General features: G+C 65.6%; 27 protein-coding genes. 3 read left to right on the top strand and 24 right to left on the bottom strand.

From position 1 onward, the window contains the following. Positions 1–2 precede the first annotated feature (2 nt). From M2650_RS11325 to M2650_RS11275, 11 genes are all read right to left on the bottom strand, one after another. Entirely contained in the window at positions 3–2,411 is a 2,409-nt protein-coding gene (locus tag M2650_RS11325; protein ID WP_249474607.1) for a TonB-dependent receptor, read from the bottom strand. Between the two features lie 93 nt (positions 2,412–2,504). Further along, positions 2,505–2,825: a non-heme iron oxygenase ferredoxin subunit gene (locus M2650_RS11320; protein ID WP_249474606.1), complete on the bottom strand. Its 321-nt coding sequence runs from the start codon at positions 2,823–2,825 to the stop codon at positions 2,505–2,507. A gap of 128 nt (positions 2,826–2,953) precedes the next feature. Continuing rightward, positions 2,954–3,511, bottom strand: a complete 558-nt coding sequence (locus tag M2650_RS11315; protein ID WP_249474605.1) for a GNAT family N-acetyltransferase — start codon at positions 3,509–3,511, stop codon at positions 2,954–2,956. Further along, a complete protein-coding gene (locus M2650_RS11310) occupies positions 3,508–4,746 on the bottom strand; it encodes a cysteine desulfurase (RefSeq protein ID WP_249474603.1) in 1,239 nt (412 codons plus the stop codon). Before M2650_RS11310 ends, M2650_RS11315 begins: the two co-directional genes overlap by 4 nt. After that, on the bottom strand, positions 4,743–5,990 hold the full coding sequence (gene sufD, locus M2650_RS11305; RefSeq protein ID WP_249474601.1) for a Fe-S cluster assembly protein SufD: 1,248 nt from the start codon (positions 5,988–5,990) through the stop codon (positions 4,743–4,745). The genes M2650_RS11310 and sufD overlap by 4 nt, the downstream gene beginning before the upstream one ends. Further along, the gene (sufC, locus tag M2650_RS11300; protein WP_249474599.1) at positions 5,990–6,754 is read right to left on the bottom strand and encodes a Fe-S cluster assembly ATPase SufC; all 765 of its coding nucleotides are present in this window, start codon (positions 6,752–6,754) and stop codon (positions 5,990–5,992) included. Before sufC ends, sufD begins: the two co-directional genes overlap by 1 nt. A gap of 1 nt (position 6,755) precedes the next feature. Further along, the gene (locus M2650_RS11295) at positions 6,756–7,214 is read right to left on the bottom strand and encodes a lysozyme inhibitor LprI family protein (protein ID WP_249474597.1); all 459 of its coding nucleotides are present in this window, start codon (positions 7,212–7,214) and stop codon (positions 6,756–6,758) included. Further along, positions 7,211–8,650 carry a Fe-S cluster assembly protein SufB gene (gene sufB / locus M2650_RS11290; protein WP_249474596.1) on the bottom strand — a complete coding sequence of 480 codons (1,440 nt, stop codon included), beginning with the start codon at positions 8,648–8,650 and terminating at the stop codon, positions 7,211–7,213. The genes M2650_RS11295 and sufB overlap by 4 nt, the downstream gene beginning before the upstream one ends. A gap of 11 nt (positions 8,651–8,661) precedes the next feature. After that, complete coding sequence (locus M2650_RS11285; RefSeq protein ID WP_249474594.1) at positions 8,662–9,111, bottom strand: SUF system Fe-S cluster assembly regulator; 450 nt, start codon at positions 9,109–9,111, stop codon at positions 8,662–8,664. A 113-nt stretch (positions 9,112–9,224) separates the two neighbouring features. Further along, on the bottom strand, positions 9,225–9,461 hold the full coding sequence (locus tag M2650_RS11280; protein ID WP_249474593.1) for a hypothetical protein: 237 nt from the start codon (positions 9,459–9,461) through the stop codon (positions 9,225–9,227). Between the two features lie 11 nt (positions 9,462–9,472). Continuing rightward, a complete protein-coding gene (locus M2650_RS11275; RefSeq protein WP_249474592.1) occupies positions 9,473–9,910 on the bottom strand; it encodes a hypothetical protein in 438 nt (145 codons plus the stop codon). On the opposite strand from M2650_RS11275, the gene M2650_RS11270 reads away from it, so the two are divergent. After that, positions 9,900–10,370, top strand: coding sequence for an SET domain-containing protein (locus M2650_RS11270; RefSeq protein ID WP_249474591.1), 471 nt, complete (start codon positions 9,900–9,902; stop codon positions 10,368–10,370). The two genes, M2650_RS11275 and M2650_RS11270, sit on opposite strands and share 11 nt — an antisense overlap. Before the next feature lie 147 nt (positions 10,371–10,517). Beyond that, positions 10,518–12,746 carry a DUF5916 domain-containing protein gene (locus tag M2650_RS11265; RefSeq protein WP_249474590.1) on the top strand — a complete coding sequence of 743 codons (2,229 nt, stop codon included), beginning with the start codon at positions 10,518–10,520 and terminating at the stop codon, positions 12,744–12,746. A 217-nt stretch (positions 12,747–12,963) separates the two neighbouring features. Here the strand turns inward: M2650_RS11265 and M2650_RS11260 are convergent, their stop codons facing one another. From M2650_RS11260 to fusA, 13 genes are all read right to left on the bottom strand, one after another. Next, positions 12,964–13,701: a hypothetical protein gene (locus tag M2650_RS11260; RefSeq protein WP_249474588.1), complete on the bottom strand. Its 738-nt coding sequence runs from the start codon at positions 13,699–13,701 to the stop codon at positions 12,964–12,966. Then, positions 13,698–14,429, bottom strand: coding sequence for a hypothetical protein (locus tag M2650_RS11255; RefSeq protein WP_249474587.1), 732 nt, complete (start codon positions 14,427–14,429; stop codon positions 13,698–13,700). Before M2650_RS11255 ends, M2650_RS11260 begins: the two co-directional genes overlap by 4 nt. Beyond that, positions 14,426–14,983, bottom strand: a complete 558-nt coding sequence (locus M2650_RS11250; protein WP_249474586.1) for a DUF1439 domain-containing protein — start codon at positions 14,981–14,983, stop codon at positions 14,426–14,428. Before M2650_RS11250 ends, M2650_RS11255 begins: the two co-directional genes overlap by 4 nt. A 58-nt stretch (positions 14,984–15,041) precedes the next feature. Then, positions 15,042–15,464, bottom strand: a complete 423-nt coding sequence (locus M2650_RS11245; protein WP_249474585.1) for a hypothetical protein — start codon at positions 15,462–15,464, stop codon at positions 15,042–15,044. A gap of 67 nt (positions 15,465–15,531) precedes the next feature. Then, on the bottom strand, positions 15,532–16,089 hold the full coding sequence (locus M2650_RS11240; protein ID WP_249474583.1) for a M23 family metallopeptidase: 558 nt from the start codon (positions 16,087–16,089) through the stop codon (positions 15,532–15,534). A 10-nt stretch (positions 16,090–16,099) separates the two neighbouring features. Beyond that, the gene (locus tag M2650_RS11235; RefSeq protein WP_249474582.1) at positions 16,100–16,804 is read right to left on the bottom strand and encodes a tellurite resistance TerB family protein; all 705 of its coding nucleotides are present in this window, start codon (positions 16,802–16,804) and stop codon (positions 16,100–16,102) included. 77 nt (positions 16,805–16,881) lie between these two features. Further along, entirely contained in the window at positions 16,882–17,421 is a 540-nt protein-coding gene (locus M2650_RS11230) for a hypothetical protein (RefSeq protein ID WP_249474581.1), read from the bottom strand. Positions 17,422–17,517: 96 nt separating this feature from the next. Next, on the bottom strand, positions 17,518–18,156 hold the full coding sequence (locus M2650_RS11225; protein ID WP_249474580.1) for a LysE family translocator: 639 nt from the start codon (positions 18,154–18,156) through the stop codon (positions 17,518–17,520). A 124-nt stretch (positions 18,157–18,280) separates the two neighbouring features. Continuing rightward, positions 18,281–18,580 carry a hypothetical protein gene (locus tag M2650_RS11220; RefSeq protein WP_249474578.1) on the bottom strand — a complete coding sequence of 100 codons (300 nt, stop codon included), beginning with the start codon at positions 18,578–18,580 and terminating at the stop codon, positions 18,281–18,283. A 105-nt stretch (positions 18,581–18,685) separates the two neighbouring features. After that, entirely contained in the window at positions 18,686–19,096 is a 411-nt protein-coding gene (locus M2650_RS11215; protein ID WP_249474576.1) for a DUF2784 domain-containing protein, read from the bottom strand. Positions 19,097–19,187: 91 nt separating this feature from the next. Beyond that, positions 19,188–19,574, bottom strand: coding sequence for an HU family DNA-binding protein (locus M2650_RS11210; RefSeq protein WP_249474574.1), 387 nt, complete (start codon positions 19,572–19,574; stop codon positions 19,188–19,190). Positions 19,575–19,794: 220 nt separating this feature from the next. Then, the gene (locus tag M2650_RS11205; RefSeq protein ID WP_425602548.1) at positions 19,795–20,292 is read right to left on the bottom strand and encodes an REP-associated tyrosine transposase; all 498 of its coding nucleotides are present in this window, start codon (positions 20,290–20,292) and stop codon (positions 19,795–19,797) included. Positions 20,293–20,521: 229 nt separating this feature from the next. Beyond that, the gene (gene fusA / locus M2650_RS11200; protein WP_249474570.1) at positions 20,522–22,585 is read right to left on the bottom strand and encodes an elongation factor G; all 2,064 of its coding nucleotides are present in this window, start codon (positions 22,583–22,585) and stop codon (positions 20,522–20,524) included. A gap of 250 nt (positions 22,586–22,835) precedes the next feature. Here fusA and M2650_RS11195 point away from each other — a divergent pair, with 250 nt between their 5' ends. Beyond that, the gene (locus M2650_RS11195) at positions 22,836–23,267 is read left to right on the top strand and encodes an OsmC family protein (protein WP_249474568.1); all 432 of its coding nucleotides are present in this window, start codon (positions 22,836–22,838) and stop codon (positions 23,265–23,267) included. The last annotated feature ends 9 nt before the right edge of the window (positions 23,268–23,276 follow it).

Here is a 23,276-nt window from a genome sequence, read left to right as displayed (position 1 = left end):
CCTCAGAACCGGTACGTGGCCGTCAGCGTGGCCGCGCGCGCTTCGCCCGGCGTGGCCCAGCCGTTGTTGCGGATGCGCAGGTAGTACTCCTCGTCCAGCAGGTTGCTCACGTTCAATTGCAGCGCGAAATTGCGGTTGAAGTCGTAGGCGACCATGGCGCGGTGAGTCCAGTAGTCCGGCGTCTTGTACAGCGCGGTCTGGCTGGTCACTCCGCCGGTGGTGGCCAGGAAACTGTTGTTCAGATAGAACTCGCCCTGGTAGGTGGCGCCGTAGCCGAAGGTCCATTTGCCGAGCGCATAGGTCGTCCAGAGGCTGGCCGAATGCTTGGGCGTATTGGTCAGCGGGTTGCCCTTCTGCGGGTCGGGGAAGGCGGCGCTGTTGCCGCAATTCGCCGCGCCCGGATTCGCCAGGCAGAAGTCGGACACGCTGCGCAGCACTTCGCTGTCCAGGTAGGTGTAGTTGGCGAACACCGACCAGTCGCGAGTGATGCGGCCCGCCGCGCCCAGCGCGACGCCCTGCACGCGTGCGCGGCCGTCGAGTGCCTGTTCGCCGGTCAAGTTGGTCGGATCCGGATCGGCGACGCGGAAATTCTCGCGCTCGTTGCGGAATACGGCTGCGGTCAGCGCCAGGCGCGAATCCAGCACCTCCCACTTGGTGCCCAGCTCGATGTTGACGGCTTCCTCGGGATCGACCGTGCAGTTCGCCGCACCGGTCGCGCTGGTCAGCGTGCAGGTGCCGTTGACCGAAGCCTTCGACGGCGTCTTCGAGTTCGCGTAAGAGAGATAGACGGTGCCGTTGTCGGCGGGCTTGTAGACCAGGCCCGCGCGGTAGGAAAACAGGTTGTCCGTGTTCTCGGCGTAGGCTGCGAGGTCCTTGCCGTCGTTCTTGCCGATCGAGCCCGTCGCCGTCGAAATCTTGTAGGGGACCGAATCGCCTTCGTTATGCTCGTAGCGCGCGCCGAGGTTCAGCATCCAGCGCTCGCCGAACTTGAGCGTGTCGAAGACGTAGACGGCTTGGTTGGTCAGGGTGCCGTCGGTCTTGTTGACCAGGATCGGGTTGTACGGGCCGGTGTAACGCGAATCCGGGTTGTAGATGTCCATGAACGGCAGGTGGTTCGGTGCCGTATAAGGATTGGTGCCGTCGGCGTTGCGGAAGACGTTCAACGTCTCCAGTTCGAAGGTCTCGCGCGAGAACGACACGCCAGCGACCACGGCGTGTTCCACCGTCCCGGTGGCGAAGCGCGCGGTCAGGTCGGTCTGGCTGATCGCGATCGCGTTGCTGGTGTCGCGCATATGTCCGCGCGGGCCGCTGGGCAAGTACTGTCCTGGAGGAACGGCGATGGCGTTGTCGCCGGTGCCGGAAACGCAGGCGCCGCCGGTCGGCGTCGTGTTGCTCGGCAGACACCACGTGCCCTGGGTCGCATCGACGATCGTCAGCTGGTCGACCTTCTGGAACCGCGCCAGGCTGCGCAGGCTCAAGCTGTCGTTGAAATCGTGCTCGAAGATGCCGGTCAGCATGTCGACCGTGATGTCCTGCTTGTCGACATTGTGGTAGCCGTAATAGTTGCTCGAATCCACGCCCGGCAGCGGGCCGTCGTTGAAGGCGTTGCGATAATAGGGCACGCCGTACTGCGGGGTGTTGTCGTCTTCCTGGTGCAGGTAGTTCAGCGTGAAGCGCGTGTCCGAGCCCAGGCCCAGCGCCAGCGACGGGGCGATGCCCCAGCGTTCGAACTTCTCGTAGTCGCGGCCTGGCACGTCGTTCTGGTGCGCCATCGCATTGATCCGGAACGCGGTGCCGTTGCCGAAGTCGGTATTGTTGTCGACGGTGATGCGGCCGTAGCTGTCCGTTCCGGCGCCGGCGGTGAACGCGGTCGCGTCGCCCGCATGCGGCTGCTTGCTGACCAGGTTGATATTGCCGCCGACCGAACCCGAGCCGGAATAGACCGAGTTGGCGCCGTTGATCAGCTCCAGCGATTCCAGGTTGAAGGTGTCGGTGCGCGTGTACTGCGCGCTGTCGCGGACGCCGTCGGTGGTGATGTCGCTGTTGGCGCTGAAGCCGCGCAGGTTGATGCTGTCGCCGTAACCGCCGCCGCCTTCGCCTGCGCCGAAGGTGATGCCGGGCAGGTTGGTCAGCACGTCGCGCAGCGACAGCAGGCCCTGCTGGTCCATCGTTTCCTTGCTGACCACGGTGATGGTCTGCGGCGTGTCGTTGAGCGCTTCGGTGTACTTGGGCGAGGCGGCTTTAGTGACGAATTTGCCTTCGACCTCGACCTTGTCGAGCTGGGTCGGGTCCTTCTGCATCGCGGCGGAAGCGGCGACTGCGCCGGTCTGGGCTTCGGCGGCGACGGGGAGGGAGAGGGCAGCAGCCAGGGCCGCCGCCAGCGGAGCGACGGCGTACGTGCGGGAAATCATTGCGAAACCTACCAATTCCGGCCGGATGGCCTTGTCGGGCGGAATTGTATTGATAATGATTCGCAATTACAAACCGTTCAGATTACTTCCCGGTCAGCGGTCGTCGCGCGTCCAGACGGCCTCGGCCTCGACCTTCACCGGGAACTTGACCACCGGCGCATAAGCAGGGGCATTCAGCGCGCGGCCGTCGCGCACGTCGAACTTGGAGCCGTGTAAAACGCATTCGATGGTCGCCTCTTCGCCATCGAATTCCCCGGCGGACAGTTCGAAGTCTTCATGACTGCAGCGATCTTCCAACGCGTAGTAGTCGCCGTCGTAGTTGACCACTAGGATCGGCGTGTCGCCGTCCCAGGCGACCTTGCTCTCGCCGGGCAGCAGTTCCGATGTGGCGCAGACCCGTATCCAATCGCCCATCTTCTTCTCCGTTCTCTTTCCGGATTTGCGGGAACGGCTGTTGTGGGAGCGGCTTTAGCCGCGAGATTTTTCGGTGGTGGAAAAGCTCGCGGCTAAAGCCGCTCCCACAAAAAAACGCTCCCAACAAGCTACAACAGTTTTTCCAGCACCTCGAAACGCAGATCGTTGCGCTTAGGCAGACCGAAACGCTCGTCGCCATGCGGGAACGGCTTGTAGACGCCGGTGCGCCGGTAGCCGCGCCGTTCGTAAAAAGCGATCAATTCGTCGCGGATGTCGATCACCGTCATCCGCATCGCCGGCAAGCGCCATTCGTCGCGGACGATGCGCTCGGCTTCCTCGAGCAGACGCTTGCCGATGCCGCCGCCTTGCAAGGTCGGACGCACCGAGAACATGCCGAAGTAGCCGGCACCGTCCTCCTCGGCTATATGCGCGCACGCGAGCAGTTCGGCGAGCTCCGCCGGAGCTGCCGATTGGCGCTCCAGCAACAGCACGCGGCTACGCGGACGCGCGATGTCGTGACGCAGCACTTCGGGGTCGATGCGGTTGCCTTCGAGCAGATCGGCCTCGGTCGTCCAGCCGGCGCGGCTCGCGTCGCCGCGGTAGGCGGAGGTGACCAGCGCGACCAGCGCGTCGACGTCGGCCGGCGTCGCATCGCGAAACCGGAGAGGGGCGGCGTTATCGTTCATGCCAGGAGTCCGCGGACTTTTATCAGGGCAGCGACGAAGCGTTCGATTTCGTCGTGCGTATTGTAGAAGGCCAGCGACGCGCGGCACGTGGCGGCGACGCCGTAGAAATGCATCAGCGGGTGCGCGCAATGGTGGCCGGAGCGCACCGCCACGCCTTCCAGGTCCAGCAGGGTGGCCAGGTCGTGCGCGTGCGCGCCTTCCACCAGGAAGCTGACGACCGCGGCCTTTTCCCGGGCGTTGCCGAAGATGCGCAGGCCGTCGATCCCGGCCAGTTCTTCGTTCAAGTGCGCCAGCAATTCCGCTTCGCGCGCTTCGACCTGGGCCATGCCGAGGGCATCCAGATAGTCGACCGCAGCGCCCAGGCCGATATGGCCGGCGATATTGGGCGTGCCGGCTTCGAACTTGTGCGGCGGCTCGTTGAACACGGTGCCTTCGAAACGCACTTCCTTGATCATCTCGCCGCCGCCGATGAACGGCGGCATCGCAGCGAGGTGCTCCTTGCGCGCCCACAACGCGCCGGTGCCGGTCGGCCCGCACATCTTGTGGCCGGTGAAGGCGTAGAAATCGCAGCCGATCGCGGCGATGTCGACCGCACGGTGCGGCAGCGCCTGCGAACCGTCGACCAGGGTGGCGATGCCGCGCCGGCGCGCCTCGCGGCAGATCTCGCGCACCGGATTGACGGTGCCGAGCACGTTGGACACGTGCGTCACGCCGAGCAGCTTCACTTCCGGCGTCATCGCCGCGTGCAGCGCATCGAGGTCGAGCGTGCCGTCCGGCGCGATTTCGGCGACCTTGATCGTGGCGCCGGTGCGCCCGGCGACCAGCTGCCACGGCACGATGTTGGCGTGGTGTTCCATCCGCGTCAGCAGGATCGCATCGCCCGGCTTCAACCGCGGCAACGCCCACGAATAGGCGGCCAGGTTGATCGCGAACGTGGTGCCGCTGCACAGCACCAGCTCGTCCGGGTGGACGTTGACGAAGCGCGCCAGCTTCTTGCGGGCGCCTTCGTAGGATTCGGTCGCCTCGCTGCCCAGCGTGTGCACCGCGCGGCTGACGTTGGCGTTGTGGCGGCGGTAGAAATCGTCGACCGTCTCGATCACGCTGCGAGGCTTCTGGCCGGTGTTGGCGCTGTCGAAATAGATCAGCGGCTTGCCGTTGACCTGGCGCTCGAACACGGGGAAATCGCCGCGCACGGCGTCCCAGTCGATGTTCTTCGCCGCGGTCATCCGGTTCATGCGATCGCCAATCCTTGCAGCCTGTTGTCCATCGCTACGGTCAGGCGCTCGTGCAGCGCAGGATCGGCGATCACGTTCAGCGGTTCGCGGCAGAACGCGGCGGTGAGCAGTTGCCGCGCTTCCGCCTGCGGCAGGCCGCGCGAGCGAAGGTAGAACATCGCGGTCGCGTCGAGCCGGCCGACGGTGGCGCCATGGGCGGCCTTGACCTCGTCGGCGTGGATTTCAAGCACGGGTTGCGTGTCGATTTCCGCATTCTCGCTCAGCAGCAGGTTCTTGTTGGAAAGATTCGCATCGCTGCCATCGGCGCCGGCATGGATGGTGATGCCGCCGTGGAACACCGCGCGGCCGCGCCCGCTGCCGATGCCGCGCCACAAAAGATCGCAGGCGGTGTCGCGGGCGGTGTGCTCGATGCCCAGACGCGTATCGACGTGCCGGCGGCCGTCGGCCAACAGTACGCCGTTGGCGAACAGCTTGGCGCCGTCTCCTTCCAGACGCACGTTCAGCTCATGGCGCGACAGCCCGGCGCCGAGTTCGAGATCCAGGCGGCGGTATTCCGCTCCAGCGTCCAGGACCGCGTCCGTGCGCAGGAAAGACGTAGCGCGTGCCGCATCCTGCTGCACGCGGGCGTGCGACAGGCGGGCATTCGCTGCGATCGCAATCGAGAACAGGTGATTGGCGAGGTGGGCATGGTCGCCGGCGGCAAGATGATGCTCGACGAACGTCGCGCGCGCATTCGCGCCGATTTCGATGCGGTGGCGCAGGTGCCAGGCGCTATCCGCATCGAGCGCCGCGCCGGCGAACACTAAGCTGATGGGGGCGGCAATCTCGGCATCGGCCTCGACGCGCAGCACCAGGCCTTCGTCGGCCAGCACGGCGTTGAGCCTGGCGAAGACTTCGTCGGCGCGTTGGAAGACGGGTCCGCCGCGATCGCGCTCCGGCGACGAAGACAGCGGTTGCAGGCTCAAGCCCGCCGGCAGCGTACCGATATCGGAATGGGTGGCGTCGAAACGGCCATTGACGAACACCAGCCGCGGCGCGGCGATGCCTGCGAGAAGCGCAGGATCGATCAACGGCAATGCCGCAGACGCGACGAACGAACGGCGTTCCAGCGCGCGCAGCGGCGTGTACTTCCAGGCTTCGCTGCGCGGGCCCGGCAGGCCGTCGCGCAAAGCGGCGTCGAGCGCGGCGCGGCGGGCGGCGTCGCCGTCGAAGCCGGAAGCGAGCGAATCGAGCAGGACGCTCATCAGGCCGCTGCCTCCGGCGCAACGCGGTCCTTCACCCAGGCGTAGCCGTGCGCTTCCAGTTCCAGCGCCAGTTCCGGCCCGCCGCTTTCGACGATGCGGCCGTCGGCGAGCACATGCACCACATCCGGCCGGATGTAATCGAGCAGGCGCTGGTAGTGGGTGATGACCAGGAACGCGCGTTCCGGCGAGCGCAGCGCGTTGACGCCCTCGGCGACGTTCTTCAGCGCATCGATATCGAGGCCGGAATCGGTTTCGTCGAGGATCGCGAGCTTCGGCTCCAGCACCGCCATCTGGAAGATCTCGTTGCGCTTCTTCTCGCCGCCGCTGAAGCCTTCGTTGACGCCGCGCTGCAGCAGCTTGTCGTCCAGGTGCAGAACGGCGAGCTTTTCGCGCACCAGCTTGAGGAACTGCATCGAATCCAACTCCGGCTCGCCGCGCACCTTGCGTTGCGCGTTGAGCGCGCTGCGCAGGAAGTAGGTGTTGTTGACGCCCGGAATCTCGACCGGGTACTGGAAGGCCAGGAACACGCCTGCCGCGGCGCGTTCTTCGGGCTCCAGCGCAAGCAGATCGATATCGCCGTAGCGCACGCTGCCCGCCGTCACTTCGTAGCCTTCGCGGCCGGCCAGGATGTTGCCCAGCGTCGACTTGCCGGCGCCGTTGGGGCCCATGATGGCGTGCACCTGGCCCGCCTTCGCTTCCAGCGAGAGGCCCTTGAGGATTTCGCGGCCGCCTATGCGGGCGTGGAGGTTTTCGATCTTCAGCATTTCAGCAACCGAATTCTGGGAATTTGGGCGTAACGTCGACGGCTTTGCACGCGGCCGTGGAGCCGCGCTGTCCGCGCAGCTGCAGGCATAGCTGCGCGGTACGCACGCGCGTCAGGGATTCGAGCGCCATCGCGTGGCATTGCGGATACATCGAGCCGTAGGCCAGCATCTTGTTCTCGGCCGGAAAGTTCGACTCGATCTCCAGGTCGCGGAACGCGATCCAGGCGCGTTGCGCGTTCTTGATCGCTGCGACGGCGAGCGCGTCGCCGCTCTGCGCCCGGATCAGTTCGCGGTAGACGGCATTCAACTGCGCGTCCGCCGCGTCCGCGCTCTTGCGCGCGCACTGGTTGATCGAATACTGGTCGTTGGCCATGCCCATGCATTCCAGGTCCTCCGCGTTCGAAGCCGTCGCGGCGAGGCCGGTAACGATGAGCAGGCAGAAAACGAGCGCGATCCTCATCCGACCGACCCCTCCAGGCTGACTTCCAGCAATTTCTTGGCTTCCACCGCGAATTCCATCGGCAGCTCGCGGAACACCTGCTTGCAGAAGCCGTCGACGATCAGCGACACCGCGTCTTCCTGCGAAATGCCGCGCGAGCGGCAGTAGAACAGCTGGTCGTCGCTGATCTTGGACGTGGTGGCTTCGTGCTCCACCGTCGCGCTCGGGTGCTTGACCTCGATGTACGGGAAGGTGTGCGCGCCGCATTGCTTGCCGATCAGCAGCGAATCGCACTGGGTGTGGTTGCGCGCGCCCTCGGCGCTGCGCTCCACCTTGACCAGGCCGCGGTACGAGTTCTGCCCGCGGCCGGCGCTGATGCCCTTGCTGACGATCTTGGACTTGGTGCGCTTGCCGACATGGATCATCTTGGTGCCGGTGTCGGCTTGCTGGCGATGATGGGTGAGCGCGACCGAATGGAACTCGCCGGTCGAATCGTCTCCCAACAGCACGCAACTGGGGTATTTCCAAGTGATCGCCGAACCGGTCTCGACCTGCGTCCACGAGATCTTGCTGCGCGCGCCGCGGCACTCGCCGCGCTTGGTGACGAAGTTATAGATGCCGCCGCGGCCTTCCTCGTCGCCCGGGTACCAGTTCTGCACGGTCGAATACTTGATCTCCGCGTCGTCCAGCGCGACCAGTTCGACCACGGCCGCATGCAGCTGGTTCTCGTCGCGCATCGGCGCGGTGCAGCCTTCCAGATAGGAGACGTAGCTCTTGTCTTCGGCGATGATTAGGGTGCGTTCGAACTGGCCGGTATTGAGCGCGTTGATCCGGAAATAGGTGCTCAGTTCCATCGGGCAGCGCACGCCCTTGGGAATGAACACGAAGCTGCCGTCGGAGAACACCGCCGAATTGAGCGCGGCGAAGTAGTTGTCGCCGGTCGGCACCACGCTGCCCAGGTATTGCCGCACCAGTTCCGGGTGCTCCTGGATGGCTTCGGACATCGAGCAGAAGATGACGCCCTTCTCGGCGAGCTCCTTGCGGAAGGTGGTGCCGACGCTGACCGAGTCGAACACGGCATCGACCGCCACGCCCGCGAGCTTGGCGCGCTCGTGCAACGGCACGCCGAGCTTGTCGTAGGTGTCGATCAGTTCCTGCGGCACTTCGTCCAGCGAAGCGTACTTGGCCTTGGGCGCGCTGAAGTAGCTGATCGCCTGGAAATCGATCGGCGCGATCTTCAGCTTGGCCCAGTGCGGCACCGGCATGGTCAGCCAGTGGCGGTAGGCGGACAGGCGCCACTGCGTCATCCACTCCGGCTCGTTCTTTTTCGCGGAAAGGGCGCGGACGACGTCCTCGCTCAAGCCCGGCGGGAACGAATCGGATTCGATATCGGTGACGAAGCCGGCGTCGTAGCGGCGGCCCAGCTGTTCGATGATATGTGCGTTTTCGATGGCCATGATGGCTTACCTCAATTCGCGGCCAGCGACGCGGGGATCGCTTTTTTGGCCTGCGGCCTGGGCGGGCCGACCATGTCGGCCAAGCTGACGCCGCGCAGCGCGTCGGCGACGACGTCGTTGATGCGGCGCCAATTGGCGCGCGCGGTGCAAGAGCGTTCGATGCCGCAGGCGCCGGCGTGGACGCTGCATTCGGTCATGCCGAGCGGGCCTTCGATCGCTTCGACGATCTCGATCAGCGAGATATCGGCCGGCGCGCGCGCCAACCGGTAGCCGCCGTTGGCGCCGCGGAAGGCCTCGACCAGGCCGGCCTGGGCCAGCGGCTTGAGCACCTTGGCCACGGTGGGCGTTTCCAGGCCCGCCCGCTCGGCCAGTCCGGTAGCGCTGAGCACGGCGTCGGGCTCGCTGGCCAGCACGGTCAGCACCACGCTGGCGTAATCGGTGAGTTTGGTGACCCGGAGCATGTCGTCTGGCTTGAAGCCGGCCCGCGGGCGGGCGGCTTCTGGCTGTCCTAATGAGTACTGAAATTGTACTGATTCAGGAGGCCGACGCCAAGCGACTGGTTCAGGGAAGAGGTTCAGCCCGACTGGGCGGGTGCCTGGGCGCCTGGCAATACCAGCTCGAGATAGGGAGGCGCCGGTTTGTGGCCCGGCGGCAGAACCGCCGGCGCCGGGCCGCCGCCGGGCCCCAACGATTTGATGAAGCGGTAGATGGCACGACGGTCGGCTTCCGTCATGGCGCGCAGTGCGAAATCCGGCATCAGCGGACGGGTACGCAGCTTGGCGCTGTACTCGAGCCACTGCGTCTCGTTCATGCCGGCGAGCTTCAAGCGCAGATTGGCGGCGTAGGTGGTGCCCCACGGCCCCTTGTGCCCATCGGCGAGCCGGTGAGCCATTGCGACTTGTCGACGTTGCCCTGCTGCTCGGCATAGCCGGCGGTGTGGCAATCGTTGCAGCCGGTGGTGCGGATCAGATATTCGCCGCGGGCCAGCAGATCTTCCTCGGACAGGCTCTGCCGGAAAGGCGTGGCCGCCGCGGTGGGCTGCTTACCGCCGGCGTAAGACGAGTCGGCGCCGCAGCCGGACAAAGCGGCGATGGCGCCGAGGGCGAGCAGGGAAAGCGAGCGCATGACGTCGGGTTTAAAGAGAGGGGACGCAGCCGAATACGCCGAAATCGTCCGTGCCAGGCCATCGGCCATAGCCTCGGCAAGACGGTTCGGCGACAATATCGTCTCCCGACCACGGAAAAAATCGATGCCGCGCAAGAAGATCGCCGCCCGCCTGTCCCCGATCCACGGCAATGGCGTTTTCGCCACCGAAGAGATCAGCAAGGGCGAGCGCATCGTCCGCTACAAGGGCAAGTTGCGCACGCACGACGAAGTGGACGAGGCCTACGGCGAAGTCGACGAGAACGGCCACACCTTCCTGTTCACCCTCAACGACGATTACGTGGTCGACGCCAACGTCGACGGCAACATCGCGCGCTGGATCAACCACAGCTGCAAGCCCAATTGCGAGGCCGTGATCGAGGAGAACGCGAAGGGCAAGCGCCACAAGGACAAGGTGTTCATCGAGGCCATCCGCGACATCAAGCCCGGCGAAGAGCTCACTTACAACTACGGCATCGTCCTGGACGAACCGCATACCGCCAAGGCCAAGAAGCTGTGGGCATGCAAATGCGGTGCCAAGAACTGCACCGGGACGATGCTGCAGCCCAAGCGCTGACGCCGCGGGCGGACCGGAAACGCCGGCCCTGCCTGACGGATGCGGGAAATGCCGAAAAGGTTGCCATGACTAACGCCAGTCGGTAACGGCTTGCATTGTCGGTAATTTGCGCGTCATTGGGGCCGGGGCCCGATTAGGAAAGACCGAATGCGCGCTGCACGCTTGGCCGTTGCCGTCCTGATGGCGCTATCCGCGCCGGCTTTTGCGGTCGAGGTCGACGGCCGTATCGATCCGGCCGAATGGCAGGGCGCCCAGCACGTCACCGATTTCCGCCAGGTGCAGCCGCTGAGCCTTGCGCCGGGTTCGCAGCCGACCGAGGCCTGGATCCTGTCCACGCCCGAAGGCCTGGCCATCGCCTTCAGGAACGTGCAGCCGGCGAGCGTGCCGCGCACCCGCCAGCGCGTGCAGCGCGATTTCGAAGACCAGGTCGACCGAGTCAACCTGATGGTCGATTTCGACGGCGACGGCCGCACCGGCTACAACTTCACCATCGCTTCGACCGGCGGCGTGGCCGACGCGGTGATCACCAACGAGAACCAGTTCAACGACGACTGGGACGGCAACTGGAAGCACGCCGTCAGCGAGGAAGGCGACACCTGGTCGGTGGAAATGCTGATCCCGTGGTACATCGCGCCGATGCACAAGGCCGATGGCGACCGGCGCAAGATGAAGATCTACCTGGACCGGGTGATCGGCTCCAGCGGCGAGCGTTCGGCATGGCCGACGGCGAGTTTCGAGCGCCCGCGCTTCCTGTCCGACTTCAAAGAGGTCGAGATGGCGCAATACAGCCAGTCCTTGATCGCGCTGACGCCGTATGTGTCCGGCCTGTACGACAACATCAACGGCGACAGCGATTTCGACGGCGGCGTGGACATTTTCTGGAAGCCGAACGGGCAATTCCAGGCGACGGCGACGATCAATCCCGATTTCGGCCAGGTCGAGAGCGACGACTTGGTGGTCAACTTCAGCGCCACCGAAACCTTCATCAGCGACAAGCGCCCGTTCTTCACCGAGAACCAGGGCATCTTCGAATACACCACGCCATCCGACTTCAGCCAGCTGCTGTACACGCGCCGCATCGGCGCGCCGGCCGACGACGGCAACGGTGCCGGCGACATCACCGCGGCGGTCAAGCTCAACGGCAGCTTGGGCGGAACCAAATACGGCGTGTTCGCAGCCGACGAGGCCGATGAAGTCGGACGTTCGTTCTACGCGCTGCGCATGGTGCGCGATTTCGCGAGCCAGAACCTGGGCATGATGGTCACCCAGGTCGAGCGCCCGTATTTCGACCGCGAAGCTACCGTGCTCGGCATCGACCACAACTGGCGGCCGACGCAGCGCTGGAACATCCAGACCCGCGTCTTCGGCAGCAAAATCGACGACGCCGGCGACAGCTTCAGCGACACCGGCGCGACGGTCTGGGCCGACTACGAGATGGACCACGGCTGGCGCCAGCAGTGGATCGCGATGCATTTCGGCAACGATCTGGAAATCAACGACGCCGGCTACCTGTCGCGCAACAGCACCAATTACGTGCATTGGGAAGTCAAGCGCCGTTTCACCGACTTGCCGGCCGATTCGCGCTACTCGTCGAAGGACTGGCGCGCACGGATCAGCAGCGACCACAACGATCACGGCGACGACCTCGGCTCGCAGTTCCGCTTGAGCCGCGAAGGCAGACTGCGCAACGGCAGCTACGAATACGCGCAGATCAACGTCAACGGCCCCGGCTACGACGACTTGCTTACCCGCGGCAACGGCCTGGTGAAGTTGCCGGCGAATTTCAATGCCTATTTCGAATACCAGCGTCCGCGCAAGGGGCGCTGGTCGCACACGCTCGAAGCGGAATTGCTGACCGGCGGCCTGGCCGGCAACGACAAGATCGGCTGGAGCCTGTCGTACGAACCGACCTATTTCATCAGCGACGCCTTCAGCCTTTACGCCGGCTTCTACGCCGACGACACGCCCGACTGGCTGCTGTGGGAACGCGACAACCTGATCGGCAGCTTCCGTGGCCGCGAGTGGCACATCAATGCCGGCGTGACCTGGAACATCGACGACAGGCAGGAATTGCGCGTCAAGCTGCAGTCGCTGGCGATCGATGCGCAGCTCAAGCAGGCCTATCGCGTTGACGTTGCGGGCAATGCCATCCCCAGCGAAGATCCGATCGAAGATTTCAGCCTCAGCAATCTCGGGTTCCAGATCCGCTACCGGTACGAAATCGCGCCGCTGTCCTATCTGTACGTGGTTTACGGACGCGGCGGGTTCGACAGGCAGGAATTCTCGGATGGCGCCGGCCACCTGCTGCGCGACAGCTTCGAGTTGCGCGACGACGAGCAGTTGCTGGTGAAGTTCAGCTATCGCTTCGAGCTGTAAGGCAGGGTTTCGTGCGAACTTATTCACACGCTTTTGATGAAGCTTGCCGAGGCATAGCGCGAAAAGCCGAGCCCTCTCCCTAGCCTTCGGCCTGTCCCAGCTCCGCGCCCCGGCCCTTGCTATTCGCAAGGGCATTCAGGGGGCATGCGAATCGGTGATCCGCATGTAAGCCCCCTTCACCCCGTAAAAGGGAGAGGGGAAAAGCATCGCCGCGACGCTAGTTGTCTTGCTTGCCCGGGAACGAAACGGCGATCTCGCCGACGATCACGTAGTCGCCCTGCCGCGGGTATGCGGGATCGTCGCTGGAGAACTCGCTGTCGCCGATCGGGTAGGCGTCGTCGGGTTGCGGATTGTCTGCTGTCGAGTTGGAGCCTAGTTGGATGATGCGCTTCACGGGCGCATCCGGTGGTGGTTCCAGCTTGCCGCCGTTGAACGAAGTCACCGTGCCGCCGTAATCCCAATCCAGCCCGTAATACTTGATCGGCTTGCCGTTCATGGCTACGACTTCCTTCAACGGCGTGCCGATGCGCAATCCGTTGTCGAGCGACCACTGCGTTTCGTGGTCGAAGGCGCGGACCAGGTTCAGGCCGGCCAGCGCTTTCTCGTCGTCGAAATAGAGATAGGCACGGCGTTTGGGATCGTCGGGAAACAAGACGATGCCCGATACCGTTTCGCCCTCCGCGCCCGGCACTTCGCCGGTGCGGACGTTGGCCTCGCCGAAGCGCGCTTGCAGGTCGGCCAATCCGGTGCCGGCGTCGAAATCGCCGGGCAACACGTAAGCCGCCGTCTTTTCGCCCGTGCCGGCCGGTTCGGCGGGCGCAGGCGGCGGAACCGAGTCCGCGGCCGCGGGTTCGGGCACTGCCGGTTGCGCAGGCGCGGCTGCGTCGGGCGTGCGCTGGCAGGCGGACAGCAGCAGGCAGGCCGCGATGGCGAGACGAGCGCGCGACAGGTTCATGGCTTCACTTCCCTGATGTCGGCCGAACCTATCCGCCAGGCGCGTTGCTCGGCGCTAGCGCCGTCCACCACGGCGCGGCGCAGCGTGTAAGCGCCGACGTATTTGCGCACGCTGCCGTCCTTGCGCGTCGCGCTGATCGCCACCGGCACTTCGATGTAGCGCGATCCCGCCGCGGCGTCGACCCGGCCGGGCTGTTGGATCTCGACATCGACTTTGGCCGTTTCGGCGAACCCCGCCGCAAATTGCTCCGGCGACTGCCCGCTGCTGCGGCCGCCGTCCGACCACAGCGAATACGCGCGCGCGAAGCTGCCGCTATTGATCGAATCGTAGTAGTCGCGGACCACCGCGATCGCATCCTCGGGCGTGGGTTCCGCAGCGGTTTGCGATGCGGAATCGTCCGGGGCCGGATCCGATTCCGGCTCGACGCCGCCGGGCAGCAGCCCGGTTTCCGGATTGGCGGGATCCAGCTCGCCGTCGATCACGATCGGCATTTCCGGCGGCGGCGGTTCCCCGGTGACCGGCGCCGCAGTGCCGGGACCGGGATCGTCCGGCATGCCGGTGACCGAACCGGAGGCGCGGGCGGGCGCCGGCAATCCTTTTTCGTCGGTCTCGCCTTGCTTCGCCGCGTCGGCATCGTCCTTTCCGCAGGCCGCCAGTATCGATGCCGACAGCAACAGGACCGACAGCGCCGCCGCGCACCGCTTCATCTGCGTCGCGATCGCGTTCATTGCAGGCGCACCACCACGCGGCCGTCGTCGATGTCGACCGCGCCGATGCGTTTGCCGGCGGGCAGTTTTTCGAGCAGGTCCGGCTCCAGCCGGTACACCGGCTCGCTGCGCGCGTACTCGGCCAACAGGCTGTTGACGATGCCGCGCGCGCCGCCCTTCAACAGCGAGCCCGCACCAGGCAGGTCGAACTGCAGCAATTCCGGATCGGACAAATGCAGGCCTTGCGTGGCGGCGTCGTAGCGCAAGCCGCTGCTCAGCGCCAAATGCCCGCTCGGCGCGCCTTGCCCGCCGAGAGCGCCGATGCCCATGTCGAATTCCAGCCGCAACCGATGTTCGCCGGGCGGCAGCGAAAGCCTCGGATTGGCTAGCGTAACCGAGACCAGCCCGCCGAGCTTGTCGAAATCGCGCGGGAAGCGCCGATCCAGATAGCGCTGCAACTGCGGCGCGCTATAGGACACCTGGTTGTTGAGCCAGGCCGACATCGCGCCGATCGTGGAACAGGCGGCGATGGCGGTCGCGACGAAAGCGGCGAAGAAAAAACGGTGGCGATGCATGCGGTGCTCCGTGGCTGGCATGCAGCCTACGCGGCGGCGGTGAACGTGCGGTTAGCGGTCAGAGTACCGGTCGGCGCGGCTGCAGGTACGCGATCAGCAAGCCGAGCAGCATGAAACGGATCGTGTCGAAGGCCACCTGCTTGGCGACGAGCGCGCCGGACAGCGGCTGGATCGCGTAATAGATCAGGTGCAGGGGAACGGCCGCCAGCAATGCGATCGCGAAGCCGAAACGCAAACCCTGGGCGGCGGTCGACCGGCCTTCCGAAAAACCGAAACGGTAGAGCCAGGTCATGGCGAAACCGATCAGCAAGTCGGCCACGATCAGCCATGCGAAGTAGGGTTCCTGCTGTTCGGGCGTGCGCAGCAGCGTGCCGTACAGAGGCGCGTAGTCCGCGGCCAGCAACCCGCCGTGCACGGCATAGCCGGTCAGCAGGGTCGCCACCGACATCGCCAATCCGCAGATCCAGAAACGCTTGTCCATGTGGATTCCAGGAGGTGGGGCGCTTCGGCCGAATGTTACTCGATGCCGCCGATCCTGGCGCCGGCCGTCAACGGCTGGAAGCGGCCGTTCCGGACTTCGCGGCGGCCCGCAGCAATGGCAGCGGATCGTAGGCGCCATCGCGGCCGTAGATGCCGTAATGCAGATGCGGCGGCGTGCCGCGCGCGTTGCCGCTGTCGCCGACGCTGCCGAGCCTGTCGCCGGCGCGGACGACGTCGCCGGCCGCCAGGCCCGGCGCCCAGTCCTGCAGGTGCGCGTAATAGTGCCGCTCGTGCGCCGGGCCCAGGATCCACACCTGCCTGCCGCCCAGGCCGCCTTCGCGAACCGACAGCACGAGTCCGCGCGTGGTGCTGGTCACCGCGGCGCCGCGTGCGGCGAAGATGTCGACGCCCGCATGGCGGCGGTCGGCGCCGCGCGGCGCGCCGTAGGTATCGGCGATGCGCCGCGCGTCGACGCCGTCGACCGGACTGGGCAGGGAAACCGGCGGTCGCAACCGGGACAATTCCCACCAGGTGCGCGGCTGCAACATGAAGGGCTGGCGCCACGACCAAAACGCGGCCGCCGCTAGCAGCGACAGCGCGACTGCGGCTTTCAGCAGGCCATGCATGGCAGCGGAGTCAGGCGGCGGCGTCGCGCACTTGCTGCTCGAGTTTCGCCTTCAAGGCATCGTCGAGCTTGAGCTGGCGCGCCAGTTCGTCCAGGTAGGCGCGCTCCATGAAGCTTTGTTCGTCCGCGGCGAGCACGCTGGCCAGGTACATTTCCGAAGCCATTTCGGGCGTGGTCGCCGCACGCGCGACTTCGGCCGGATCCAGCGGGCGCTGCAGTTCGCTGCTGAGCCATTGCCGAAGCTGCGGGTCGTCGTCGATGCGGCTGAACTCGCCTTCGATCACCGCGCGTTCGCGTTCGTCGATGTGGCCGTCGGCTTTGGCGGCGGCTACCAAGGCTTTCAGGATGGCTTGGCTGTGCAGCTCGGCTTCCGGCGCCGGCAGGCGGTCGACGGTGCGCGGTTCGGCGGACGACGCGCCTTCCTGCTGGCGCTTGTAATCGCCGTAGGCCTTGTAGGCCATCACGCCGAGCGCGGCCAGGCCGCCGTAGGTGGCCAGCTTGCGCGTGGTGCGGTTCCTGCCCAGCAGCAATCCCAGCGCACCGCCGGCGAGCGCGCCCTTGCCGAAATCGGCGTTCAGCAAGCCCTTGTCGGGCGCTGCCCCGGTTTGCGGCTGCGACGTGCGCGCGCCGCCGCCGAGCAGCCCGTCCAGGGCGCCGTTGCCCAATCCTTGTTGGGCGGTCTTGAACAGTTGATCGAGGAAACCCTGTGCTTTCACGAATAGCTCCGTCGCGGTTCGTTCCAATACGGATGTGGGCGAAGCGGCGGGCTTCAAGCGCGGCAGCGCGATCGGCGTCAAGGCGTGCGCACCCTGACCGAGGCCGAGGTGATCTTCCACGGGCCCTGGACCGGATTGGCGGCGCGCAAGCGATACCAGCCCGAGTAGTGGCGCACCGGCGCGCCTTCGACGCTGATGCGCAGTTCGATCGGAATTTCCAGCGCCGCCGGCACCGCTTCGGAATCCAGCGGTTTGGGCGGATCGTTCTGGATGCGGGCGCTGGCGCCTTGGAGCGTGCGCAGGTCCGCTTCGGCCGGCGCCGCAGCGGGTTTTCCGTCGGCCCAGAATGCATTCGCTTTGGCATGGTCGCCGGTACTGATCGCGAACAGGTAGCGATGCAGCGTGTCGACCGCCGTGGAGATGGCTTGCTGGCGTTGGCCCTCCGCCGCCGCGGCACCGGATTCGGGTCCAGACGCGTCTGCGGCCGCATCGCTCGCTGCGGGCGCGACCGCGGCGCTGTTGCCGGCCGTATCGTCGCGCGTGCAGGATCTGCCCAGCAACAATGCGATCCCCACCAGCAGCGCGAGCGCGAACAGCCAGAGGCTACGGTGGGCCATGCGCGATTCCCCTGTTGTCGACGCAACGCATGCTAGCGTCCGGCGACGGGCGCGGCAAAGGGCGCCGCGTCCGCGTCGCGGGCGGACACGGGTGCGTCAGGCCTGGTGCTGCGCCGCCAACCGCACGCCCAAGCCGACGAAGACGGTGCCGATCAGTTTCTGCCGCCAGCGCGCGAAACGCGCATCGGCCGACAAGCGGCGGCCGAAGCGGCCGATCGCGAAGGCCAGCACGCTGCTGTGGCTGAAGCCGATCAGCGACAGCAATACGCCCAGCACCAGGAACTGCAGCCACACCAGGCCGCGTTCCGGGTGCACGAATTGCGGCAGGAAGGCGAGGAAGAACGCCGCGACTTTCGGGTTGAGCACGCCGGTGAGTACCGAGCGGCGGTACACATGGCGTCCGAGCGTCGGCGTCTGCGCGGACGGCGCGGTTTCCATCGCCGGCTTATCGCGCCAGGCCTTGATGCCCAGCCACACCAGGTAGGCCGCGCCGGCGTACTTGAGCACTTCGAAAGCGATCGCCGAAGCGGCCAGCAACGCCGACAAACCCAAGCCCGCGGCGAGTGCATGGATCAACGTCGCCGTTTCGAGTCCGAGGCCCGCCTGCAATCCGCGGCGCGTGCCGCCGGCGACGGTTTGCGCGACGATCCAGGCCGTGCCCGGCCCCGGAATCAGCACCAGCACGGTGGCTGCGGCGAGATAGGCGAGCAGGGTGGGGAGGTCGAACAAGGACATGACGGTAGTGCCGGTATCTGCGACGCGCCAAGCCTAGCGCGTCGTGCGGGCGCATAGGCGCGCCGGTGCGTTCCATTCGGCGAACCGTATCCGCACGGTCGTTCGTGCCGATGCGGCCTTACTCTCAACCAGGGCGTTTGGCCGCAGCGTTCTTGGCCATGCCGACGATCGCGGTGAGGATCGCTCCGGCCACGCCGCCGCCGACCAATTGGCCTGCCAGTGCGCCGACATCGAAGCCCGCCGACTGCGCGGTATTGGCCAGGAAACCCAATTGCTGCATCAGGGCGCCGCCGCCGATGCCGCCGATCAGGCCGACGATGGTGTCGCCCATCGTGCCCAGGCCTTTTTCCTTCATCGCCTTACCGGTGGCGCCGCCACCGACCGCACCCGCAACCGCATTCACAAGCAGACCGACGATATCCATCGACTTACTCCCGCTGAGTTGATGAGGTGTCGTTGCGGCTCCATGAACCCCCCAGAGACGATCATGGACCTGTCCGGTTCGATTTGCATGCCGCGGTGCGGCGGCTTAGCGGCCCTTCCGGCGCGGCGCCACCCAATACCAGCAGGCCAGCGCCACGGCGGCGAAAGCGCTGTAGGCGGCGACGAAGGCCCACCACGGCGCCTGGAAGAAGATCAGCCGCGAAAGCCAATGCTCGATGAAGGATGCCGCGTAGGCGGTTTGTCCGGCATGGCCGCGCAGCGCCTGTTCCCACACGGTCAAGGGACACAACTGGCCGAGCCAAGCCTGCAGCGCGATGAACAGCATCAGCGCGAGATGGGCGATGCGGAAGCGAAAGTTGCGGATCCAGCGCCAGCGGCGCCAGGCGCCGATCAGGATCGCGGCCTGGCCGAACACCACGAAGGCGACGATGCCGACATGCAGCGCCAGGATGGCGTCGGCGAGAAAAGCGGCGAAGGCAGGAGAGAGCGCGTCCATGACCCGCAGTCAACGCGACGGCCGGCGTGCGCGTCGGCCGCAAACCGCGCGGAACGGCAAGATTGCCGTTCCGGCGGGAATAGCATCGCGATCAGGCGGCAGCGTCTTTCAGCTTCTTCAGCGGACGGACCTTGACCTTGACCGAAGCCGGCTTGGCGGCGAACCACTGCTCTTCGCCGGTGAAGGGGTTCTTGCCCTTGCGCTTCGGCTTGGCGGCGACGGCGACCGAGGTCACCTTGAACAGGCCCGGCAGGGTGAAGGAACCAGCGCCCTTCTTGCTGATCGAACCGGCGATGGCCGACTCCAGCGAAGCCAGCACGGCCTTGACGTCCTTGGCCAGCACGCCGCTCGATTCGGCGATGTGTGACACCAGGCCGGACTTGCTCAGCGCTTCCTTGATCGGCTTGGCCGGGCCCGCCTTGGCGGCGGACTTCTTCGGAGCGGCTTTCTTAGCGGCTTTTTTCGCACTCTTTGCCATAGTTATCCTGTCGATACTCTTGGTTGGTTGTCTGGGCCGACCCCGTCGGCAAGCGAAATGTAGGGCATGCGCAGCGCCACGCCAAGCCTTTTTTTCAGGCATTTGAAAGAAATCGATGGACGGGGATGCCGAGAAAGCCGCCAGATCGACCGACTCAGCTCCAGCGTAGCCCGGGTGGAGCGAAGCGATACCCGGGGCTTTTTCCTCGCAGATGCGGTGCTTACTCGCCTTTCTTATGGTGTGACTCGAAAACGCCGGCCCAATCCTTAAGCAGGTTTCCATCTCTGCAGAAACGATGGAACGAGGAATGCGGCCAGTCCGAGACACGGTCGGTTAGGCCATGCTTCACCGGGTTGAAGTGGATGTAATCGATATGGCGCGACAGATCCATCTCGTCGCGGATGGCGTGTTCCCAGAAACGCGGTTGCCAGACGGCGCGTTCATGGCACCGGCGATTGGCACGTATCCCGCTTGCGGCGAGAGACGCGGTGAACCGGGTCTTGATCGATCGCCGGCGCGTCGGATAGTCGGCATCGCCTTCCGGCAACGTCCACAAGCAGTGCAGATGGTCGGGGAGGGTGACGATGGCATCGGTCTGGAAGGGGTGCCGCTTGCGAACCGACGCATAAGCTAGGCGAAGGCTTTCGATATGTTCGGTCAGCAGCCGTTGTGAGCGATCGCTCAACGGCAAAGTGAAGAAGTACGTGCCGCCGGGGATGCGTTGCCGGCGATGGAGGACCGCGCTGCCGCGTCATCCGTTTGCGATGTGGGCGCAACGCGCCGCCGCGCGCTGCGTATGGCCAATTACGACGGTTTTTTCGGTCTCGGCATTCCGAGCGAAGAGCAGCCGCAATCGATGGCTCGCAGCGCGCGGCGGCGCGTTGGGATGGCATCGTAAAGGAGCGACCCGATGGCGCGGTATCGCCTTCGGCTCCACCCGGGCTACGTCAATCTTCTTCGTGTTTGGGTTTATAGGCTTCCACGAGTTTCTGCTGCACCTGCGCAGGCACGGGTTCGTAATGGCTGAAATCCAGCGAGTAACGTCCGCGGCCTGCGGTGACCGATTTCAACTCGGCGGCATAGCCCTCCAGTTCGGATAGGGGCACTTGCGCCTTGACGACGATTTCGCCGCCGCGCGCCGAATCGGTGCCGTTGATGCGCGCGCGCTTGCTGGCCAGGCCGCCGCTGATGTCGCCCATGTGCTGCTCCGGCGCATTCACGTCCAAGTCGACGATCGGCTCCAGCACTTGCGGCTTGGCTTTGCCGATCGCATCCAGGAAGGCCTTCTTGCCGGCGGCGACGAAAGCGACTTCCTTGCTGTCGACCGGATGGTGCTTGCCGTCGTAGACGATGACGCGCACGTCCTGCATCGGATAGCCGGCGATGGCGCCGCCGGACAGCACCTGGCGCACGCCTTTCTCGACCGCGGGCAGGAACTGGCCAGGAATCGTACCGCCCTTCACTTCATCGACGAATTCGAAGCCGCTGCCGCGCGGCAGCGGTTCGATGCGCAGGAACACCTCGCCGAACTGGCCCGCGCCGCCGGTCTGCTTCTTGTGGCGGTGGTGGCCCTCGGCCTTGGCGCCGATGGTTTCGCGGTAGGCGATGCGCGGCGGGCGGGTGGTCACATCCACGCCGTACTTGTCCTTGAGCCGCTGCAGGTTCACGCGCAGATGCAAGTCGGACAAGCCGCGGATCACGGTCTCGTTGGTTTCGGCTTCGTGCTCGACATGGAAGCAGGGGTCTTCTTCGGACAGCTTGTGCAGCGCGGTGGCGAGTTTCTGCTCCTGGCCCTTGCTGGCGGCGTTGATCGCCAGGCCGAACATCGGTTTGGGGAAGGAGAGCGGCGCCAGGTGGATCTGGTCTTCGTCGTGGCTGTCGTGCAGCACGGCATCGAAATGCAAGTCGTCCACCTTGGCGACCGCGGCGATGTCGCCGGGCACCGCCTGCGCGATCTCGCTGTGGTCCTTGCCCTTGAGCTTGAACAGGTGCGCCACCTTGAACGGCTTCTTGCCGTCGTCGACGAACAGCTGCGTATCCTTCTTCACCGTGCCCTGGTAGACGCGGAACACGCCGAGCTTGCCGACGAAGGGGTCGTTGACGATGCGGAACACGTCGGCGATCACGTGCGCCTTCGGATCCGGCTTGGCCTCGATCGGCTGCGCGTCGGCGCCGTTGCCCTTATGGAACGGCGGCGGATTCGCCTCGCCCGGATGCGGGAACAGCTTCTCGGCCACGTCCAGCAGTTCCTTGACGCCCGCGCCGCTGCGCGCCGAGACGAAGCACACCGGCACCAGATGCCCTTCGCGCAGGCATTGCTCGAACGCATCGTGCAGCTCTTCGCCGCTCAGGCCGGCTTCGCCGAGGTCGAGGTAATGGTCCATCACGGTTTCGTTGATCTCGACCACCTGGTCGATGATCTTCTGGTGCCAGTCGGCGACCGGTCCCAGGTCGCTGTCGCCCGACGACTGGCCGAAACAGTCCACGACGGCCTTGCCGCCATCCGCGGGCAGGTTGAGCGGCAACACTTCCGGCCCGAAGGCGTCGCGCAATTCGTCGAGCAGGCGGGCGCTGCTGGCGCCGTCGTGGTCGATCTTGTTGACCACGATTACCCGGCACAGGTTGCGCGCCTTGGCGTGCTCCATCATGCGGCGGGTGCCGTAGCCGATGCCGGTGTCGGCGTCGACCACGATCATCGCGGTTTCCACCGCGGCCAGTGCGGACAGCGTGGGGCCGCGGAAATCGGGGTAGCCGGGCGTGTCGATCAGGTTGACGTGTACAAGTGGTTGACCCGCCGCGGCGTGGTCGATGCTGGCGATAGCGGCATCGATGGAGTGGCCGCGTTCCTTTTCCAGCGGATCGAAATCGGAGACCGTGGTGCCGCGTTCGATCGTGCCTGCCGTCTGGACGGCGCCGCCGGCATGCAGCAGGGCTTCGAAAAGCGTTGTTTTGCCGGCGCCCGGGTGGCCTGCAAGAGCCACGTTGCGGATTTGTTCTGTGCTGTAGGACATGAGTCCGTCTCTCCCTGGGGTCTGGGTTGAAGAGGACGTCATGGTCGGCGTTGCGGAAGCTGCCCCTGGTCGCGTTTGCCTGGCTGGCAGGCGACCGCGCGTCGGTCATGGCGGATCGTCACCTTAGCGCGGCATCGCGCCCGTGCCCAGACCCGGATCGCCGTTGCAGCGCAGCATGGCAACGCTTACGTAACGATCGCCTGATTAGGCTGGGCGCGACCGCAACATCCACACACCTACGGAGGACGACATGGGCATCTCGCGCCACGCCACCGCGCACTGGGAAGGCGACCTCAAGACCGGACAGGGCCAGCTCAGCACGCCGCAGAGCGGGCTGATGGAGAACACGCGCTACGGCTTCAACACCCGTTTCGGCGATGTCAAAGGCACCAACCCCGAGGAACTGATCGCCGCCGCGCACGCCGGCTGCTTCACGATGGCGCTGTCGGCCATGCTGAGCGACGCCGGCCATCCGCCGGAAGCGCTGGATACGCGCGCCGAGGTGGATCTGTCGATGGAAGGCGGCCCCACACTCAGCGCCATTCGTCTGAAGACCAAAGCCAAGATCCCGGGCATAGACGAAGCCAAGTTCCGCGCCATCGCCGACAACGCCAAGCAAAACTGCCTGGTGTCCAGGGCGCTGAGCGCGGTGCCGATTACGCTGGAGGCGGAACTGGTCTAACCGGGCCGG

Origin of the sequence: Luteimonas galliterrae (assembly GCF_023374055.1) — a bacterium.
GTDB lineage: Bacteria > Pseudomonadota > Gammaproteobacteria > Xanthomonadales > Xanthomonadaceae > Luteimonas_C > Luteimonas_C galliterrae.
Note: the sequence above shows the minus strand (reverse complement) of the source record. Positions and strands in the feature narration are given on the sequence as shown.